Raw genomic sequence first — 19,124 nt, 5'->3', positions numbered from 1 at the left:
TGTATATGCTAGGAGTTAACAGGGTAATTAACGACATTATGAATACGACTAAGAAGAAAGAAAAGGAGGAAATACTTAAGAAGAATATCAATAATGAGTTATTAAAAGAAATCTTGTACTTCATTTATAACCCGTATATTAAGACCAATATTGCAAAGAAAAAGTTAAGAAAAGATGTGACTTTAGACTCTAGATTTGCGAAGTTAAATAGTGTCCAAGAATATATGAAATTTCTAAAGTCCTCTACAGGAAAAGACGAACATATAGCTGTAGTACAAAATTATATTAATTCTCAACCAGAGGAATTAAGACATTTACTTGAGGGAATGGCTACAAAAGATTTGAAGATTGGAGCAACTTCTACTACTATAAACAAAGCTTTTGGTAAGAACTTTATACCAACATTTGATTTAATGCTTGCAGACAAATATGTTGACATTAAACGTAATGGAAAGGTAGTAAATAATTGGGAAAAATACAAAGAAAAGAGAGTCATTGCCACAAAGAAGTTGGATGGAAATCGAGTCGTAGTTTTTGTAAAAGATAATGGGAAAGTAGAGCTCTATTCTAGAGAAGGTCATAAACTAGAAGGATATGTGGAAATTGAGGAAGCATTCACAGTATTTCCAAAAGGTCAGGCTTACGATGGTGAGCTACTTGCTATAAACGATGAAGGGTTAAATTCGAGGGATTTATTCACTAAGACATCCAGAATTGTTAAGAAGAAAGGTTTAAAAACAGGTGTAGAATTTTGGGCATTTGATATACTTCCAATTAAAGAATTTAAAAAAGGTGGATTCGAAATTCACTGTGAGCGTAGAAAAGAAATGCTGTCGCTGGTAGTGGCAAAAGCAAACTCACCATTGGTACATTATGTAGAACCCCTTTATGTAGGGCAGTTTGATAAAGAAGAGATTGATAAACTTGCCAGACAAGCCAAGAGTAATGAAGAAGAAGGAATTATGGTTCAACTGGCACTTGCTCCATACCAATGCAAGAGAACTAAAGATATTTTAAAAGTAAAGGCTTTTGAATCAGCAGATATAAAATGTATAGATGTGTATGAGGGTAAAAGTGGAAAGAACCTTGGAAGACTAGGCGGTCTTGTTTTAGATTATAAAGGTTATCCAGTTAATGTAGGTGGTGGATTTTCAGATGAAGAGCGAATAGCATATTGGGACAACAAAAATCTGGTGTTAAATAAAATTATTGAAATAACTTATTTCGAAGAGTTTGAGAATGATGAGGGAGTATTAGACTTAAGGTTTGCACAGTTTAAAACAATACGACATGATAAAACAGAGCCAAGTTACTACTAATTTTAAAGAAAGTTTAATTGTAACATTTTTGTAAAACAAAAGTATTGCAAGGTATGTTACAATTAAACTGCATTCAAAAAGAAGGGAATTGGTATTATGAATAGAAATTTAAACTTAAAGGAGAGTGTTGTAGGGAGAGCGGTTCTAGCTGTCAGTGTTTCTTTAACTGTACAATTCGGAGCAATATATCATGTTGAAAGTGAAAAGTTGAAAGAAAGCAACAAGAAGTTGGATGACTCAAAAGTGGTCTTTGATGAGTTAAGTGAACAATACTCAAGTTTAGAGGTCAAATATGAGGATGCAATGAACAGCGTTGACGAACTTGCCAAGGAAAAAGATAAGTTAAGCAAGGAGATTAATCAAATAAATAAAATAAACGATGCACTAAAGAATAATATTAAAGAGTTAAAGGGCTATAAGAGAAAGGCAGAAAAAAAAACTAAAAATATAGCCTCAGACGGGGAATTAGAGCAGTTAGGTAAGACAGAGATAAAGAGCTCAGGCTATAAAAACTGGAAAAAGATGAATGTTGAGGCAACTGGTTATTCTCTATATGGAGACCCTACTGGAAGTGACGGCACGCCACAAACTGCTACAGGGACATATCCAAAGGTTGGAAGAACTATAGCAGTAGACCCTAACGTGATTCCATATGGAACCAAGGTATATATCCCAGAATTTAATGACGTTTTTATTGCCGAAGATACAGGCGGAGCCATTAACGGTAACAAAATAGATATTTATATGAGCCATGGTGATGTGGCACGAAAATGGGGTAGACAACAAATAGAAGTTTATGTAAAATTTGATTAAACAAAAGTATTGCAAGAAAGAAGGATAAAATTGTTGAAGGTAAGCTTATGTAATTATATAGCAGGCGCAGGAAAATCGACTATAGCAAATTATCTGGTATCTCAACACGGATTTAAAGAATATGCTCTGGCAGATGGCATTTATGAAATTGCAAACAAATATTTCGGAATGAAAGATAAAAACAGAAAGCTACTCCATTATGTCGGGGAGAAGCTAAGAGAAGATTACCCTTTGCTGTGGGTAAACTACACCCTTAATAGAATTGAGGAAGATGGTCATAACAGAGTAGTCATAACAGACACTAGAAAATTACTTGAATACTCTTACCTGCAAGAGATGGGCTGGAACAATCTCATGGTTTATTGCGACCAAGAAGTTGCCCTTGAAAGACTTGAAAAAAGAGATGGCTCTGTTGATAAAGAGCTGGTACTCAATAATTCATTAGAAAATCAACTAAGACCTTTAAAAGAGCATATGAAAGTAATCGATAATGACATTGAGTTTAAGGAAGTAGCAAAGGAAATTGATGCATATATAAAATATCTAGAAGAGAATAGAAATTAATAATTCTATAGTACTAGATATTGATTAAGAACAAGTGTTCTGTTATAATCGATTCAGATGAGAACATTAGTTCTAAAAAATAATACGGGGGCAATACATTATGATTAAAAAATATAAGAACCAACAGTCAACATACTTATCAAAAGCACTACTATTCTATAAAGAGAAGCAATTAAAATTAATACTTGGTTATTCATGGGCGAAGAGAAAGAATAAATGGAAAACTGATGATAAAATTGGAAAATCATTTGGTTATTTTAAAAAGAATGACAAGTTAAGTACTACTAGAGCATTTGTTTTATGGAGATTAAAATTAGACTTTACTACACCAAATAGACAGCGATTGAGGGTGGGGTGACAAATACATCTGTATATAACAAAGGGAGATTTAGCGAGCTACATTGGCATAAACAAGGGTTTTACAGAAAAATATTGGAGGGATTATAGTGGTATACGATTTAAAACCTAAGAATGAAGAGTTAGATTGGTTTTCAATGGGTGCATTTTCTTGGTCTTGGATGTTAGATGCAGGAGTTGGCTTAGTTTTGGGGCAAGGCAAAGGCATTAAACCTGCAACATATAGATATATTCCAGATGAAAATGGTGCGTCTCCTCGTAGCAATGATGGTTATTATGTGGATGAAGAAAAGGCAAAAATCATGGCACAAGTGGCAAGAGGTCTTGTTTCAGTTGAGAGAGGAAAAACTGATGAATGGAATGCTATGAGCGAAGAGGAAAGAGAGCAAATTGATAAGTGGAGTTTAAGAAGCAATATTTATAATCTACCAATCAGAGAAGATTTTGTAGATAAGGCAGAAAAGTTTGCAGATTGGTCAGAAAAATCTGGTGGATTCGAAATACATTAATTGATAAAATGCGAGTTTTATTAACCTTTGGAGGTCAATATGAAAATCATAAAATCAGACTGGAGTTTAGTGAAAGAAGCCGAAGAGCAAGGTTGGATGGCTAGTATGACAGGATTGGTTGAAAGAAATAGGACAGAATTAAATGATAAGTTAAGCAACTATTTTAGAGAACAGCTACCTGAGTATAATGGCAGTTATGATGAATATGAAGGAGAAGATATTCTATTTTCCATCAACAGCTATTTAGAAGACAACGAGATAGATAAGAGCCCATTAGATTTTCCAATTACAAATGGAACCGATGTACATTTAATTCCTATTACTTCAAACCTTAAACTAAAAGTACTTGTTACAGATGAATATTATGGCAGTGGCGATTATTCTAAATATGTGCTAATTGATTTCTTTATGATTAATGAAAATACAACCATGGGTGATGTTGATATGCTGGTCAACTTTATAAGAGACATCTAACCTGACTTGTTCACAAAAAAACAAATTCAATTTAATATCTAGGGGGATGCAAAGTGGAGAGACACTATGAAGGCGTACACTATATAACAAAAAGTGATTTCTTAATAGATGAGTATAGACGTATTATGGAATTGACACAAAATACTGATGAGTTTAAATCTGAATATGTTAGATTGTGTAATTATATAAGGAAGGGGACAGGGTTAGACTGTGTCTTGTTTCTCGATTTAATAGAAGATATCGCACATTGTAATCATGGGCTCAATATATACGCTTTTCCAGAGGTAAAAGCAGATAATACTTTTTATAATATGGGTATTGATAGAAATGGAAAAAGGTATGCCTATAAATTAGAGGAGGAAGTTGTTCAATGAATAAAAGACAAAAGAAGAAAATGATGAAGAAGGAACTTGCCAAATATGGAAAGGATTATGGATTAGTCATATACAACACTTGCGAAGTGAAACACTATTATCCGATTGGAACAATAGTCAAGGTTACTGACTATGGATATGACTGTTTTAGCTGTATAGGAATTACAAAAAAGAAGGGCTTAGAACAGAGTGTTCTAGAAAAAGATATTCTTATTTATAAAGGTGATTGAGAATGAGTTTATTAAATGTTAAAATTCATGATATTTGGACGAGTGTAGAGTCTCAAGATGATTTTGCGGTGAAAGACATTGGGATGCACACCAACACGGGGGAGACTATTATAGTTCTTTCGGATGTAAATGGGGATACTTTATGCTATCCATATGACTCATTCTTAGACAATCACAGTTTGACGCATAGAATGAATAATTATTTATAAATATCAAAACAAAAGTATTGCAAAAGGGGGATTGTTATGATAGAATTACAGGGTAAGTTTAATAAAGCCAAAGTATTTACAGACAATGTAGAAGAGACAGCGAAGTCTCAAATAGTTGAACTTTGCAATCAGGAGTTTACGAAAGATAGTAAAATAAGAATTATGCCAGATACCCACGCTGGGGCAGGGTGCACTATTGGAACTACAATGACCATTGCAGACAAGGTGGTTCCAAATATCGTAGGAGTAGACATTGGTTGTGGAATGGGGGTCACAAAGCTAGATATTCATAAAGATGAAATTAACTTCGACCAATTAGACGAAGTGATTCGGAAAAACATTCCGAGTGGGTTTAGCGTAAGAAATGAGCCACATTTTTTATCTGAATACATCCCATACAAAAATCTGGTTGCTCCGATTAATGAAAAAAGAGCTAGAAAAAGCTTAGGAACTCTAGGTGGGGGAAATCATTTCATTGAGTTGAACGAAGGGTCTGATAATTCGGTTTATCTAGTAATCCATAGTGGTTCTCGCAATTTAGGAGCACAGGTCGCAAAATATCATCAAGACATTGCTTATAAAGCTATATCATCTCAATCGACTGAGAGGGAAACTATTATATCTAAACTGAAAGCAGAGGGGAGAGAAAGAGAAATTCACGAGACTCTTAGAGGCATTAAATCTCCAAAGATAAATAAGAACTTAGCGTATTTAGAAGGAGAACAATTCAAGTCATATTTGAATGATATGGAGATAGCTCAATTTTATGCTCTTATCAATAGAATAACAATGTCGTCAATTATAGTCGGTAAAATGGGATGGGATTCTGAAAAGGTACTAGAATACTTTGATACAATTCATAACTATATAGATACGCACAATATGGTATTACGAAAAGGCGCTATCTCAGCTCAACATGGAGAAAAGGTTATTATTCCTATAAATATGAGAGATGGGAGTATTATAGCAGTGGGAAAAGGAAATGAAGACTGGAACTATTCAGCGCCACATGGGGCAGGGAGAGTTATGTCTAGAACCAAAGCAAAAGCTAATCTGTCTTTAGAAGAGTTTAACAAACAGATGAATGGTATTTGGACTTCGTCAGTCAATGAGTCAACGTTAGATGAGGCTCCAATGGTATATAAGCCCATAAATGATATTCTGGATAATGTGCATGATACTATCGATGTTGTAGAAGTTGTAAAGCCAATATATAATTTTAAAGCGAATTAAACAAATGTATTGCAATTACAAAAATTAGGAGTTGATTATTTTGGATTATGCAAAAGGAGTCTTAAATCTTCAAATTCAAATTGACTATGAGTCAATGTTTGATGGGGATAAATTACAGGTTATAGAAAACTTTACTGGAGTTGAAGGGATTAAGGAAAATGTTGAAAATCACCTTAATAATTTAGCTAATGAGATTAAAAGTCTTTTAAAAGATAAGCCTCTAACAATCTATAATTTAGAAGGAAAAGTATATAGTAAAAAAGAACTGGAACATTCGCAAAATGCCGAGGATGACACTGAGTCAAATGAAGTAGAGGTTGTTGATGAGCAACAAGGCGATACTGGTAAGACTGCAAATCCTTCTGACAAAAACAACGACTTAAGCGTTGTATCACAGCTTCAAGATGACATTATGGATATTTCATCAAGTCATGGCATCCCCTTAAGAATCATGATGAACCATGAAGTATCAAATCAAATTAAAAAGAAATTAGGAATTAACGATGAGAAAGATATTGATAACTTTCTTGGGTTCGATGCTCAGGTTGAAGCGATGGCTGAGAAATATAATATCGAGTATAAAAGATATGACAATGGAGAAACTGACGCTTTGGTACGAGAGTAGGAGGTAAATAAAATTGACTATACAAGACTATGGATTAATAGCGCAGGCATTAGGTTCACTGCTCCTACTTGGTGGATATGTGCCTCAGATCGTTAAACTACACAAGACAAGAAACCCTACTGGTATATCAGCTCTATTTTGGCTGATGATTGCAATAGGTTGTACGTTGATACTTGTGAATATGAGCATTCAGGATGCACCAATTGAAGTTCAAATTACTCAACTATTAAACGTAATTGGTGCATGGTATACAATATCGATTGTTATGTATTATAGATGGAAAAGGTCAATATCAACTGATATCAGTGCGAAATTAATTGCGATTGGATTGCTTATTTCTTGGATTATGCTTTATTATGTCCAATTTGCCGATGAAAGAAATATTGGATACGCATTTCAAACAATAGGAACAATTGCATTATTGACAGCTTATATACCGCAAATTATATATTTATATAAACTCAAAGATGCAACAGGAGTTTCAAGATGGCTGTATGTAATATTAGGAAGTGGGCTATTGCTGGTAACATTCAATATGATTGTTACAGGAACATCATCTGAAATCATATTTACTGAGTTTGTAAATATCGGGTTAATTATGACCCAATATGTATTAACGGTTCATTATCAGAACCAGAAATTGTATAAAGGCATCAATAATTAAGAAAAAGTATTACTACAATAAATCATGTAATGGAGGATTTTAACTATGGCAGAACAAGAAAAACAGAAGCTACAAAAAGGTAAAAGTATGGTTTCGATTACAGGTAAATTAAAGCTAAATGAAAACTCATTTAGCGGTGAAAAGACATCCGATAGAACAGGATACGTTTATTCTCGTGTAAATATTGGAATTGAGACAGAAGAAGGAAACGTCATCTACGCGGAAATGATGGGTGGGTACAGCCCTAGTAATCCAATTATCTATGCTATGAACAAAGAGGATAATTCTCAACTACAAGTGAATTTTGCTGATAGATTAAATGAAACAATTGTAGATTCGGTATCAGATTTTCGCCTCCATAAAGTAGGTTTAGAAAGAGGTGAAGACGGAAGACCAATATACAAAAAGTACTTATCACCTATGGATGTTCACGATGTTTTAAAGGAAAAATTGGTCGATGGCATGGATATCACTGTAAGAGGCAGTTTTGCTTTTTCAGAGTATAATGGAGAGACTCAACGTAAATTAGAGATTCAAAATATCCATGTTCCTTATTTAAAGAAGGACAAAGAGAGCGGTGAGTTTTTACCTGTACAATACAAAACGAATTTTGTTCAAACAATTCTTTTAGACGACAAATCATTTAAAAAGGTTACTAAAAAAGACAAAGATGCTGGTGAAGTGGTTATCCCTGCTATGGCTGTAGATTATGTGTCTAAAAAAGATGGGAAACCATTTAAGAAGAACGTTCCGTTTCCTCTTGCTATTACAGTAAAGCTAGGCGAAGACGAGAAGGAACTAGAAAAGACGGAGAAAATTTTAAACGCCCTGTTCAAAGTTAAAAAAGGAACAATCCGTGAATTAGGAATAGAAGGATACATTATCGAAGGCTATGATAAGGCAGAAGTGAAAGACGAAGATATTGAGCTTTCTGACGAGATTAAAGAGCTCATTGATATGGGTCTTTATTCAGCAGAAGAAGCTAAGAAAAAAATGCAGGTTCGTGGAAATAAGGTTCGTAAATTAGTATTCACACGTCCATTCCTTCAAAAAAAGGAATCAGAAGATGGGACTAGTGACCTTAAGATCGATATAAGAGATAATTATTTGTCAGCAGATGACTTAATAGTTTTAGCTGATAATGAAGATAATAATAAGTCAGATGTAGATAGCGATGAGGGTTTAGAGAACACAGAGGATGACCAAGCTTGGATGAGTCAGTTAGGTTTGTAAAAAAAGGAGAGGGGTAATACTCTTTCTTTAAACAAATGTATTGCAAAAAATATGAGCGAAAGAGGTAATTTATTTATGGGTATTTTTAGAAAACCATCAACAAAGAAGTTAGGATTAAAGGTTTTACTTATGGGAGAGAAGGGCGTAGGTAAGTCTGTGGTGGCGCTTTCGTTTCCGAGAATTTATGCACTAGATGCTGAAACAGGTATGGCTTTTTATGAAAACCATCCAATTTATGGTAAAAATTTATTAGGAATTGCCAATACACAAGATTTCAATGAATTAGAAGAGGCAATTGATGAGCTAATGGATATGGGGACAAATGAGGTTGGAACTTTAGTAATTGATAGTGAGACAAAGTTTTATCAAAACTTAACTGATGCAAGTTTACAGGTAGAAGAGGCTAAAGCTCGGAAGGCTGGAAGAGATGTTATGGATAGTGCGGTCTCTATGCGAGGATGGGGAAGAATTAAAGCTGTAGCTCAACGCCTTCAAAACTTAAAGATTGACCTCTCAGCAAAAGGAGTTAACATTATCTCTATTTCACAAATAGACGATGTTAAACAAAAGGTTGGAGACAACTTCGTTAAGATAGGTGAAAAGCCAGTGATGCAAAAGGGCTCAGAGTATGATTATGACTTGGTACTCAAGTTGTACACAGAGAAAAATCCTAAATCTGGTGATTATGTTTATAAAAGCGAAACTCTTAAAGACAGAACTGGTGTGACACAAATAGGTCAAGTAATTGAAAACCCTACGTATGAAGTATGGAAAGAATTCGTTGGTGGACGAGAAGGTGCAGAAATAATTGAGTCAAGCTTATCTAAAGACCATGACAAAGCTAAGAAATCACTAGAAAAAGAAGATGCGAAAGCTGAAAAACCAATTGCCGACAGATTGAAAGATGCTATGTCATTAGGAGATGAGCAAAAAGAAAAGGCAACGGAAATGATTAAAAAAGCTAAAATCAAAAACCCATTAAAGCCTAAGGATGCGAGTGAATTCGAAACGCTAAGCAAAATTGTAGAAACTATAGAAAACATGTAGACCAGAGGGGAGTTTATCAAGCTCCCCTCTAAACAAAAGTATTGCATTTAGGGGTGTGTTTATAATGAGCAAGATCATCAAATGTTACTACTGTGGCAAGGTTATAGAAACTGAAAACCAGTTAGTGGAAAAGAAAATTCCAATGGCAACAAAGGTCGGTATAAGAAATTATAGAAGAAAATTTCACATGAATTGTTTGCCAAAGTATTTAGAAGGCAGGGCAGACAAGTCCTTGTTAACAAAGGAGAATAACGATTGGAACGCTGTTTATAATTATTTTAGAAAAGAACTTCTGGGGTTAGGCGAAACCAAATCTCTGGACACACATACCGTTCGTAGATTGACTGGATTAAGGCTGGGTCAATATTATCCAAATGGACAAAATGTGAGAATACTTCCTAGGGGCTATGATTTTAAAACTATCTTATTGACTATGAAAGTAGTGAAGCCAAAAGTAAATATGTACGTTAGTAATACTAACTTTTCAAATAGCAAGCATAGAACAGATGGGATTATGAGATTTATCACAGGGGAAATCAACGATGTCTCTCAGAGGATTGAACAACAAAATAAAGCTAGTGAAAAACTAATGAAGGATAAAGATATTCCATCATTTGATTATAAAGCCAAATTAAAAGAGAAGAAACAAGAGCAAGGAAATACAGTACAGAATGATATTAATAACTTGTTTGGAGGACAGCTATGAGCGAGAAAAGCACAGATAAGGAAAATAAAGAATTTAGACAAATGCTCAAAAAGGTAAAGAATACATCAGAGAGCTATGTTGTTCTAAGTATTTATAAAAATACTGATTTATATTTTGACTCAAATCTCACGCCCGACGATTTTCATGACCCTATTTGGAAGTTTTATTTTGCTGTAGCTCAATCACAATTGGAAAAGGGAAAGAAAGTACTCGACGATATTGTCATAGGGCTTGCAGTAGGAGATAACCAGCAACTTCAAAATATGTATGAAGAGTATGGTGGATATCAAACTATCTCAAATGGAATCTCTTTTGTAAAAGAAGAGAACTTTGAAAGTTATCTTACTGACATTAAAAAGTTCAATGCACTATTGAAGCTTCACGATCTAGGCTTTCCAATTATGCAGAAATTTGAACACTACAAGGTCATGAGCGTAGACAATATTCAGGGTGTTTTAGAAGGGGTGCTAGACTCTGTTTTCGCTGATGTAGAAATAGAGGAGCCAGTAGAGGATTTATCTCAGGGACTATGGGATACGGTAATGAATGCTCACCAAGGAAAAATGAGAGGATTCCCTTATTCATCTCCAATGTTTACAGAGCATACTAATGGAATGGCTATAGGCAATCTCACAATGCTCAGTGCAAATAGTGGCGTTGGTAAGACGTTCTTTACTTTGTCTCAAATTTTGCCTAACATGATTGAATTTGAAGAAAAGCTCTTTATTCTTGCCAACGAAGAGGACAGTGAAAAATGGAAACGTGAAATCATTGTATGGGCTATCAATAATATTACTGGTGGAGAATTTTATAAGCAAAGATTTCTACAAGGAGAATTCAGCAAGGAAGAGTTAGATACCTTAAGAGCTGGAGTTGACTGGCTAGAAGAGCAAATGAAGAATGGGTATATCACATTTGTTAACTTCAACTCATTTAGTATGAATAAAGCGATTAAAAAGATAAAGAAAGAGTCTTCTATTAATGGTGTTAAATATTTTATTCTTGATACTCTTAAACTTGATTCAGACGCAATAAATGAAAACGCTCAGGCATGGTTGCAGTTGCAACAAGGAATGGTAAAACTTTACGACTTAATCAAACCATCGAATCGTAACTTACATGTTTGGGTAACATATCAGCTTGGTAAAAGCGCGATGCTTAGTAGGTATCTGTCACAAAATAACTTAGGAGTTAGTAAGAATGTTGTAGACCCAGTATCAACGTTATTGTTAGCTAGAAAAGCTCTAGAAAGTGAAAAAGATGGTGGTAAGAGTCCTGTTAGTGTTAAGACAAAGAAAGGGATGCAAAAGATGTCACCTGATAAAGAATATATTATTATTTTCTTAGGAAAGAACAGAATGGGGGCAACCAGCAGACAACTAGTGTTTGAAGTTGATATGGGTAGAAATATAGTCAAAGATTTCGGTACATGTAATATACCACAAGATTGGTAGGAGGAGAGAAATAAGTGGACGTTTTTGAGATTGTTAAACAAGTAGAATCAGAAAGAAACTCTTTGTCAGAATTACTTCCATCATATTTTCGTGAAGATTTTATAAAGGAGTCATTTGTTAGTGGAGGATGTATTTATAGTTACCACCATGACCAAGAGCCAAAAGATATCGATGTTTTTATAAGAAGCGAAGATTTAGTTGATGAGCTCTCAGATTACTTTAATCGCCAAAGAGTATTTAAGAAACGTAGTAATGTACGAGTAGGTAAATATCGCGACCATAATTTAGTATTAACAGATAACGCTATTTCAATTAGAAAGTATCAAATTATCACAAGATGGACGGGAGAGCCAGAGAAGATTGTTTCTCAGTTTGATTTTAAGCATAATATGTTCTGGGTGCAAGATGGTAGGTTCTATTCTCTAGTCGATTTTTCATATCTGGAAGGTGATAAAGTTAGATATAATGAACAAAGAGCTAGGGATATTTGTGGTACTATAATGAGAATACCTAAGTTTATTAAAAAAGGAATGAAGGTTCCTAAAGAAGAGATAGCTAAAATGTTACTCAAGCTTAATGAAGTGGGATTTAACGACAGAGAGTTAGAGATATTAATTGACTCAAACGCTGATAAGAGTTTTGGCTCTTAAGGAGAGATTTGAATGGAATATGTAATAAATGGCATTGGTGTTTTAATATATTTAGCGTTTATGTCATTTATAATAATTTACTCAATGAGAAGAGATAGAATAAAACATTGAACAAAAGTATTGCAATATAAAGTGTTTAATGTTATTCTATTTATAGATATTTAAGAAAAAGGGTAGAGGTGAGCATGTGCGATTGCTTAACGTGATACAAGAATTGGAAGTTGTGGCAACTGGTGGATTCGCCATTTATACAATCCTGTGCGTGCTGTTTGTTACTATAGCTGGAATTTATCAATTAATCAGATTAATAAAACCGTTCTTTTATTAATACTCTATTCTTAAGTGATAGGTGGAGATAGATGGATATTGTGTATAAGAACAGATGGGGAATATATCTAAATGGAGAAAGGGTATTAACCTATTGGAATAAGCAATTAGCTAAGTATATGAAAGATGCATTAAAGCACAAATACCCCTTAAGTCGTTTAGAAGTTAGACAGATTAAATGGTTAGAGGAATAGGTGGATATGAATAAACATAAACGGTATTATACGAAGCAATCCTTTAAGATAATGGAGATGACAAGATTAACAATTTTAACAGCTACTTCCCCAGTATGGATTCCATTATATCTAATAACAGTATTATCTCGTTATATAGAAGATTTATTAATGTTTTTAGAAGACTTGTTGCAATCAATATTAGATAAAATCATACCACAGGTACGAGAGTAGGAGGATAATATGTTAAATATTACTGCACAACTAAAACGAATAAAAGCTATGAGAAATGTGGCTACAGTAATCTTATTACCTATTTCAATTCCACTATTGACATTCTACGCACTAGGAGAGCTTAGTGAAAATGTTTTGGGTTGGATTCATACAAAATATGGTCGATTTGAGAATTGGATTGCCAAGAAATTTGATTGGGACACAGTAGCGAGAGTAAGAAGAGATTTACAAAGGAAGGTGTGAATATGCGAAAACTATATAGTCGATTAATTAAAGAAATTAAGAATAGAATGCTTGAGATTAATGGAAAGAAGACAATTGCTTTCAGTTAAGAAAAAGTATTGCAACAATGCTGATATAGTGATTAATGAACTTATCAGCATTGTTTATTAGGTGGATGAGAAAATGAACGCAGAAGAATTAAAGGAATACATCAAGGAAGATATAGATAAGATTAAAAAGATTCTAGAAGAGATAGGTTGTCATAGCATTTGGCAGGCTAGAGGAGAGATAAGATGCGCTACCCCATCTGGAGATAATCATACGTCCGTTGCTGTAAATATAGACACATTATCAAGCCGAGTTTATTCAAATGGTGAAACGGTTAAGACAGATATTTTGGGTCTGGTACAGCATTTCAGAAAAGAGAAGTTTATTGAATCAATGAGGTTCATTAAAGCTTTATTCGGAATTGGGGGAGTCTCCACTAAGAAAAAGAGAGACCCTTTGGCAAATTTTAAAAGCATTAGAAGTCAGAACAGGACAACTGTAGATATTAATGAGCTTGATGTGCCAAAGTTTGGTATTGAGAAGCTGTATGACTTTGACATGGTTTCTCACATCAATCTCTTTTATGAAGGGATAATGCCTCAGACTTCTCAATTCTTTAAAGTTGGTTATGACCCAAAGCAAGATCGTATCATTTTTCCTCATTTTAATTATGATGATACCAATGCCATTGTAGGTATAACTGGAAGAACTCTACGTAGCAAGGCTGAGATGAAGGCTTTTCAGATTCCAAAGTATTGGAATTATATAAAAGGTTATATGAAAATGTATAACTTATATGGTTTTAGTCATTCTTTGCCTTATGTAATTTCTAATCACAAGCTTGTCATATTTGAGGCAGAGAAGAGTGTGTTGAAACATCATACAATTCACAGGAATGAAGGGTTTAGCAGTAGCGTAGGTGGTCACGAACTTTCGGATGCTCAAGTGCAAATAATACTTTATTACACTCCTGTAGATACAGAAATTATTATTGCTTTTGATAAAGATGTAATGACTATGAAAAATGACGATGGCGAAGCGATTGGTGAGCAGTTTTTGATTGATACATGCAATAAGATTTCCAAGTATAGAAAGACTAGTTATATTTGGGACACTTACAACATCCTTGGAGAAAATGATAGTCCAATAGATAAGGGTGTAAAGATATGGAGGCATCTATTTAAATATAGAAAAGAGGTAGGGCAATGAAAGGTAAAAGTATATTTGTAATTGAATACGAAATTATGCTTCCTATGAAAAATGAGCGAAGAGTTCACATTTTTGGCGAGAAAGAAAAGAGAGAATTTATTCAAAAGCTAGAATCTCTTAAAGAAACATGGTATGCAGTTGATTTAAGAGCACTTAAATATAGTACTGTAAAAGAATTGAATGTAGAAGAGCTTTTGGACTTTTAATATAAAGGAGTTTTTAATTTGAGTAAAGTGTATTTCAGATACGGAACTATGAATTCAAGCAAGTCAATGAATCTAATTGCATCAGTTCATAACTACGAAAGTAAAGGTGATAAAGTAGTTGTGATAAAGCCATCTCTCGACACTAGGTCAGCAAATGGGTTTATCGAAAGTAGAGTGGGGACGAAGACAGAGTGTATAGATATTAGTTTAAAAGATAGTATATTAACTTGTGTGAAAACGGAAATGGATAAGAAAGGTAGCATATCGTGTGTATTTGTTGATGAGTGTCAGTTTCTTACTCAAGAACAAGCTTTTGAGTTAATATCAATTGCTGATACCATGAGAATACCAGTTATCGCCTATGGTTTGAGAACCGACTTTAGAGGTATATTGTTTGTCGCTTCCAATGTATTATTATCACATGCAGATAAAATTGAAGAGATTAAAACAGTTTGTCATGTGAAAGGATGCAAACGCAAGGCGATGTATAATCAAAGAGTGGTCAATGGAAAACCAGTTTTTAAAGGTGATTCAATATTAGTTGGAGATACTATTAGTAATACAAATATAAGATATGAACCAAAATGTAGATTTCATTTTATGGCTGACATGATTGACAGTCAAAAGGGAGGAAACAATTAGTGGGAGACAGATTGAGTAGCGAACAGCTAAATATGATTAAAGAAAAATTAGAAGTGGACAAACTATGGTCATTTTCAAAAGTAGGAACATTTGACACTTGTACATGGCTGTATAAACTCAAATATATAGACAAAATAAGAATCAACGAAGACAATTGCTATACATGGTGGGGAACCGTGGCACATGATCTCATTCAGGGTTTATATGATGGTGAACATACGTATGAAGAAATGGCTTCAAAATTGGAAGACAAAATAATTGAATACAACATGTTAGATGACCCTAAGCTTGCATTTCCTGAGCAAAGTCAGTTTGAAAGCTATATTGAAAATCTACAACACTATTTCTCAAACGTGAGAAAGATACCATATAATGTTATTAATGAAAAGCCAGTTATCGCTATTTTTGAAGGAAATGAGAAGTATGCTTTTCAAGGATACATCGACTCTGAGTTTATTGATGAAGATGGCAACATTGTTATTATGGACTACAAAACATCAAGTATAAGTGGATTTAGTGGGAAAAAGCTTTTAGAGAAAGCTAGGCAACTCATGATTTATGCAATGGGAATCAACCAGCATGGAAGAATGGTGGATAATAAGATGAGAGAATTCCCTATGGATAAAATTAAAATTAGATATGATATGATGAAATATCTTAACGTGTCATATATACAAGCCAATGGAAAAGAGAAGGTCACAAAGGCAGAAAGAAGATTATGGGTAGGCAAAATATCAAATCAACTACGTAAGGATTTGGAAGGTGTTCAAAAAGAAATTGCCAAGGTTGAAAAGGAAATCAAAAAACTTGAGCGCAAATATAACGCTAAAGTCCGAACAGAAGATGAAAAGGTTATTATTTCTAAAGAAATTGAAGGTTTAAAAACTAAAATTGACGAGTTGGATTCAGTTAACTATGACGTGATTGCCATTAATACAATGATTGAAGATGCTATAAATAATAACAGTTTAGATAATATGCCTAAGTTTGTTCAGGAGAAATACACTGTAAGCGACTGTCATATCGATGTTGAAATGACGGAAGAGGTCTTAGAATCATTTAAGAAGTCATTAATATCGACTTTAGATAATATTGTAGATAAAACTGAGTCTGGGGATGCTGAGACAGCATTTAATAGAGATAAAATTGCAGAAGCCGACTCTTTTTACTGTAATAATCTCTGTGATTTAAAGGAATACTGCTCTTTCTATAAAGAGTATAAAGAGCATAATGCGATGTTTATAGATGATAAACAGGCTCCGTCAGACGATGAATTGTTAGCAATGTTAGGTTTATAATTTTAAGCGTAGATGTGTCTACGCTATACATAGAAATTTATCGAATTGAAATTTAATTAAACAACTTAAAACAAAAGTATTGCAATATAAAATTGTACGTGATATTATAAATACATCGAAAGAAACACTATAGAAACAAAGGAGGAAATCAGTTGAGTAAAAAGAAGCCCAAAGATGATGATTCAAAATATCCTGTTTTTAAATGCCCAAGCTGTGGTAATGAAGTAATCTTGAAAAAGCACGTTAATAAATGCGTTTGTAACGCTAGAATAAAAGTATTGCATTAATAGAGGGGGGGGTCTTCCAACATTCTCAGAGTTAGAAGAAGTTGAGATATATCGGGGCATGGATACGGTTTATAAATATGTTCCAGTAGAAATTATTGAAAAGATATTTAATGAGATTGGAAATTATTAAAATCGTGCTTTTATAAAATTTAGGGAGGTAAATAGATGGAGATATGGACTAACGAATGGAATGAAAAGGTTAAGGAAAACTATACGTTTCCCAGCATGATATCAGTTTATTGTGCTTCTAATGATCGTATTATGACAGAGATGGTAAATACAATAAGTGTTGAGCCAAACAATCTTAAGTAAAGTAAAATACGACCACCTGTACTCATCGATGGCACTGTCTTGACCCTGTACGGAGTTTATTACATGGAAGACGCCGAGGATTATTATGAGGTTGTTAAAAAAGCTTACGACACAATGATAGTGAAGGAGGGCTAGGGGATGAAGGTTATATTGGTAGATAATTTCAATAGAGAAAGTGAAGCAGATACTTTAATCGCAGAAAATGTGAGTGAGTATTGGGGGAATCGTATTGTAAAAGCACTAAACGATAAGAATCATAAAAACAGCTTTGAATATTTCGAACTTGTTGATGACGACTATAAGCTTTGGCGTGGAATGGAAGAGCTTGTATAAATACAGATAATGAGGTTAGAAATAAAAATTGGTATCTTAAGGAGGTCGTTCAATGTTGGATGCTATCGGTTTTATAATAGGGGCTATAATTGGATGGTCTATAATTTATATTTGGAAAAAAGTTGTTAATTAAGGAGGCTTTATAGAGATGAACATATGCGGAAATTGCGGAAAGCCATGCAAGAAAGCATTTTGTTGCGAAACATGCAGAAAGAAATATATATATATTATTTAAATGACAAGGAGGTCTAGGAAATGAAATTAAAAATGTATGAGTTTGACGAAGGTGCGAAGACGTGGATTTGTGCAGAAAGCAAAGGGCAAGCGATTAATATTTACATTACTCAGTTTGGCAATGAACTTTGGGAAGAATATAAGGAATTTAATGGCGGAGACGAAGTTAGGGAAATGGATTCCGAAGAACATTTTACTTATTATCACGATGGTTTTAACGGAGAAACCGATGAGATAGGAAAATTAATTAATAAGTATTGCGATAAGCCAGATATGTTTGCGACTAGCGAATTTTAGGAGGTCTAGGGATGGAATTTAGTGACATAAAAAAAGGAGATAAGTTCTTAATAGCACCTAACGATTACTTTATGGAAATTCTAAATTTGATAACAGAAAAAGACCAATTAAACGGGTTTTCTGTAAGAGTACACAGTCCAGATAACGAGGTATTTATAGATGAATTAACACAAGATAAATTCAAAAGTATAGAAAACCACTTATTCAAATTACCAGAAGTTAGGGAGGTCTAGGGATGGATTATATAAAAGAATTAGACAATGGGTGCTATACAGATGAGGAAAAGAAAATGTATGAAGAACTAAGAAGCAATGGGATGGAAGCAGTAGGCGCAAGAGAAGCATTGGATAGTTTTAACAGTGAAGAATTGAGAGGAATAGTACGCTTTCTTAAGTTTTATCAGCATTATTTAGTGCATGAGGAGGTCTAGGGATGTCAAATAAACCAGTAATCATGGAAATAGACAATGTGCGTATACGGAAATGGGATGATAGTAACTATTTTATTGAACGATTGGAAACGTACTGGAATCCAAAAGAAAAACAAGAAATAACCGACTATAAATTTAAAGGGTTTTATTCTACCTTAACAGCTTGTTTTAAAGCTATGAATACTAAATGTCTACTAATCGATGAAAAAGCTGTCAGTGATTTAAAAAGCTATCTAAATGAAATAGAAAGATCGAATCAAAAGTTATTTATGGCATTAGCAGAGATTAAGGAGGCTTTATAGAGATGAACATATGCGGAAATTGCGGAAAGCCATGCAAGAAAGCATTTTGTTGCGAAACATGCAGAAAGAAATATATATATATTATTTAAATGACAAGGAGGTGTAGGGA

The 19,124-nt window shown here is 33.9% G+C and carries 30 protein-coding genes; all 30 read left to right on the top strand.

Features of this window, described 5'->3' with window-relative positions; translation table 11 throughout:
• Positions 1-5: 5 nt before the first annotated feature.
• On the top strand, positions 6-1,319 hold the full coding sequence (locus RVS70_RS05340) for a hypothetical protein (protein WP_321132630.1): 1,314 nt from the start codon (positions 6-8) through the stop codon (positions 1,317-1,319).
• Positions 1,320-1,415: 96 nt separating this feature from the next.
• Positions 1,416-2,132, top strand: a complete 717-nt coding sequence (locus RVS70_RS05335) for a 3D domain-containing protein (protein ID WP_321132629.1) — start codon at positions 1,416-1,418, stop codon at positions 2,130-2,132.
• A gap of 33 nt (positions 2,133-2,165) precedes the next feature.
• Positions 2,166-2,696 carry a dephospho-CoA kinase gene (locus RVS70_RS05330; protein ID WP_321132628.1) on the top strand — a complete coding sequence of 177 codons (531 nt, stop codon included), beginning with the start codon at positions 2,166-2,168 and terminating at the stop codon, positions 2,694-2,696.
• Positions 2,697-2,796: 100 nt separating this feature from the next.
• Positions 2,797-3,054: a hypothetical protein gene (locus RVS70_RS05325; protein ID WP_321132627.1), complete on the top strand. Its 258-nt coding sequence runs from the start codon at positions 2,797-2,799 to the stop codon at positions 3,052-3,054.
• Positions 3,055-3,142: 88 nt separating this feature from the next.
• A complete protein-coding gene (locus tag RVS70_RS05320) occupies positions 3,143-3,562 on the top strand; it encodes a hypothetical protein (protein ID WP_321132626.1) in 420 nt (139 codons plus the stop codon).
• Between the two features lie 39 nt (positions 3,563-3,601).
• Positions 3,602-4,036, top strand: a complete 435-nt coding sequence (locus RVS70_RS05315) for a hypothetical protein (protein WP_321132625.1) — start codon at positions 3,602-3,604, stop codon at positions 4,034-4,036.
• Between the two features lie 53 nt (positions 4,037-4,089).
• On the top strand, positions 4,090-4,410 hold the full coding sequence (locus tag RVS70_RS05310; RefSeq protein WP_321132624.1) for a hypothetical protein: 321 nt from the start codon (positions 4,090-4,092) through the stop codon (positions 4,408-4,410).
• Positions 4,407-4,640 (top strand): hypothetical protein, encoded by a 234-nt coding sequence (locus RVS70_RS05305; protein WP_321132623.1) that lies wholly within the window; start codon positions 4,407-4,409, stop codon positions 4,638-4,640. The genes RVS70_RS05310 and RVS70_RS05305 overlap by 4 nt, the downstream gene beginning before the upstream one ends.
• A gap of 245 nt (positions 4,641-4,885) precedes the next feature.
• Positions 4,886-6,082: an RtcB family protein gene (locus RVS70_RS05300; RefSeq protein ID WP_321132622.1), complete on the top strand. Its 1,197-nt coding sequence runs from the start codon at positions 4,886-4,888 to the stop codon at positions 6,080-6,082.
• Between the two features lie 40 nt (positions 6,083-6,122).
• Positions 6,123-6,707, top strand: a complete 585-nt coding sequence (locus RVS70_RS05295; protein WP_321132621.1) for a hypothetical protein — start codon at positions 6,123-6,125, stop codon at positions 6,705-6,707.
• A gap of 13 nt (positions 6,708-6,720) precedes the next feature.
• Positions 6,721-7,371, top strand: a complete 651-nt coding sequence (locus tag RVS70_RS05290; protein WP_321132620.1) for a PQ-loop domain-containing transporter — start codon at positions 6,721-6,723, stop codon at positions 7,369-7,371.
• Positions 7,372-7,416: 45 nt separating this feature from the next.
• Complete coding sequence (locus tag RVS70_RS05285) at positions 7,417-8,604, top strand: hypothetical protein (RefSeq protein WP_321132619.1); 1,188 nt, start codon at positions 7,417-7,419, stop codon at positions 8,602-8,604.
• 75 nt (positions 8,605-8,679) lie between these two features.
• Positions 8,680-9,651 (top strand): AAA family ATPase, encoded by a 972-nt coding sequence (locus RVS70_RS05280; RefSeq protein ID WP_321132618.1) that lies wholly within the window; start codon positions 8,680-8,682, stop codon positions 9,649-9,651.
• A 64-nt stretch (positions 9,652-9,715) separates the two neighbouring features.
• Complete coding sequence (locus RVS70_RS05275; protein WP_321132617.1) at positions 9,716-10,357, top strand: hypothetical protein; 642 nt, start codon at positions 9,716-9,718, stop codon at positions 10,355-10,357.
• Complete coding sequence (locus tag RVS70_RS05270; protein WP_321132616.1) at positions 10,354-11,811, top strand: hypothetical protein; 1,458 nt, start codon at positions 10,354-10,356, stop codon at positions 11,809-11,811. Before RVS70_RS05275 ends, RVS70_RS05270 begins: the two co-directional genes overlap by 4 nt.
• A 14-nt stretch (positions 11,812-11,825) precedes the next feature.
• Positions 11,826-12,461 carry a hypothetical protein gene (locus RVS70_RS05265; protein WP_321132615.1) on the top strand — a complete coding sequence of 212 codons (636 nt, stop codon included), beginning with the start codon at positions 11,826-11,828 and terminating at the stop codon, positions 12,459-12,461.
• A gap of 359 nt (positions 12,462-12,820) precedes the next feature.
• The gene (locus RVS70_RS05260; RefSeq protein WP_321132614.1) at positions 12,821-12,982 is read left to right on the top strand and encodes a hypothetical protein; all 162 of its coding nucleotides are present in this window, start codon (positions 12,821-12,823) and stop codon (positions 12,980-12,982) included.
• 6 nt (positions 12,983-12,988) lie between these two features.
• Positions 12,989-13,195: a hypothetical protein gene (locus RVS70_RS05255; protein WP_321132613.1), complete on the top strand. Its 207-nt coding sequence runs from the start codon at positions 12,989-12,991 to the stop codon at positions 13,193-13,195.
• Between the two features lie 9 nt (positions 13,196-13,204).
• Positions 13,205-13,438: a hypothetical protein gene (locus RVS70_RS05250; RefSeq protein WP_321132612.1), complete on the top strand. Its 234-nt coding sequence runs from the start codon at positions 13,205-13,207 to the stop codon at positions 13,436-13,438.
• Positions 13,439-13,600: 162 nt separating this feature from the next.
• Positions 13,601-14,674 carry a hypothetical protein gene (locus RVS70_RS05245; protein ID WP_321132611.1) on the top strand — a complete coding sequence of 358 codons (1,074 nt, stop codon included), beginning with the start codon at positions 13,601-13,603 and terminating at the stop codon, positions 14,672-14,674.
• Positions 14,671-14,880, top strand: coding sequence for a transcriptional regulator (locus RVS70_RS05240; RefSeq protein WP_321132610.1), 210 nt, complete (start codon positions 14,671-14,673; stop codon positions 14,878-14,880). Before RVS70_RS05245 ends, RVS70_RS05240 begins: the two co-directional genes overlap by 4 nt.
• Positions 14,881-14,907: 27 nt before the next feature.
• Complete coding sequence (locus tag RVS70_RS05235; protein ID WP_321132742.1) at positions 14,908-15,522, top strand: thymidine kinase; 615 nt, start codon at positions 14,908-14,910, stop codon at positions 15,520-15,522.
• Positions 15,522-16,820 carry a PD-(D/E)XK nuclease family protein gene (locus tag RVS70_RS05230; protein ID WP_321132609.1) on the top strand — a complete coding sequence of 433 codons (1,299 nt, stop codon included), beginning with the start codon at positions 15,522-15,524 and terminating at the stop codon, positions 16,818-16,820. The genes RVS70_RS05235 and RVS70_RS05230 overlap by 1 nt, the downstream gene beginning before the upstream one ends.
• 152 nt (positions 16,821-16,972) lie before the next feature.
• Complete coding sequence (locus RVS70_RS05225; protein ID WP_321132608.1) at positions 16,973-17,107, top strand: hypothetical protein; 135 nt, start codon at positions 16,973-16,975, stop codon at positions 17,105-17,107.
• 165 nt (positions 17,108-17,272) lie between these two features.
• The gene (locus RVS70_RS05220) at positions 17,273-17,419 is read left to right on the top strand and encodes a hypothetical protein (protein WP_321132607.1); all 147 of its coding nucleotides are present in this window, start codon (positions 17,273-17,275) and stop codon (positions 17,417-17,419) included.
• 138 nt (positions 17,420-17,557) lie between these two features.
• Positions 17,558-17,752: a hypothetical protein gene (locus RVS70_RS05215; RefSeq protein WP_321132606.1), complete on the top strand. Its 195-nt coding sequence runs from the start codon at positions 17,558-17,560 to the stop codon at positions 17,750-17,752.
• A 255-nt stretch (positions 17,753-18,007) separates the two neighbouring features.
• A complete protein-coding gene (locus RVS70_RS05210; protein ID WP_321132605.1) occupies positions 18,008-18,283 on the top strand; it encodes a hypothetical protein in 276 nt (91 codons plus the stop codon).
• 11 nt (positions 18,284-18,294) lie between these two features.
• Complete coding sequence (locus RVS70_RS05205; protein ID WP_321132604.1) at positions 18,295-18,516, top strand: hypothetical protein; 222 nt, start codon at positions 18,295-18,297, stop codon at positions 18,514-18,516.
• A gap of 2 nt (positions 18,517-18,518) precedes the next feature.
• The gene (locus tag RVS70_RS05200) at positions 18,519-18,713 is read left to right on the top strand and encodes a hypothetical protein (RefSeq protein ID WP_321132603.1); all 195 of its coding nucleotides are present in this window, start codon (positions 18,519-18,521) and stop codon (positions 18,711-18,713) included.
• A 2-nt stretch (positions 18,714-18,715) separates the two neighbouring features.
• Complete coding sequence (locus RVS70_RS05195) at positions 18,716-19,015, top strand: hypothetical protein (protein WP_321132602.1); 300 nt, start codon at positions 18,716-18,718, stop codon at positions 19,013-19,015.
• Positions 19,016-19,124 lie beyond the last annotated feature (109 nt).

The sequence above is a fragment of the Virgibacillus sp. M23 genome, assembly GCF_034190895.1.
GTDB lineage: Bacteria > Bacillota > Bacilli > Bacillales > Amphibacillaceae > Virgibacillus > Virgibacillus salarius.
Note: the sequence above shows the minus strand (reverse complement) of the source record. Positions and strands in the feature narration are given on the sequence as shown.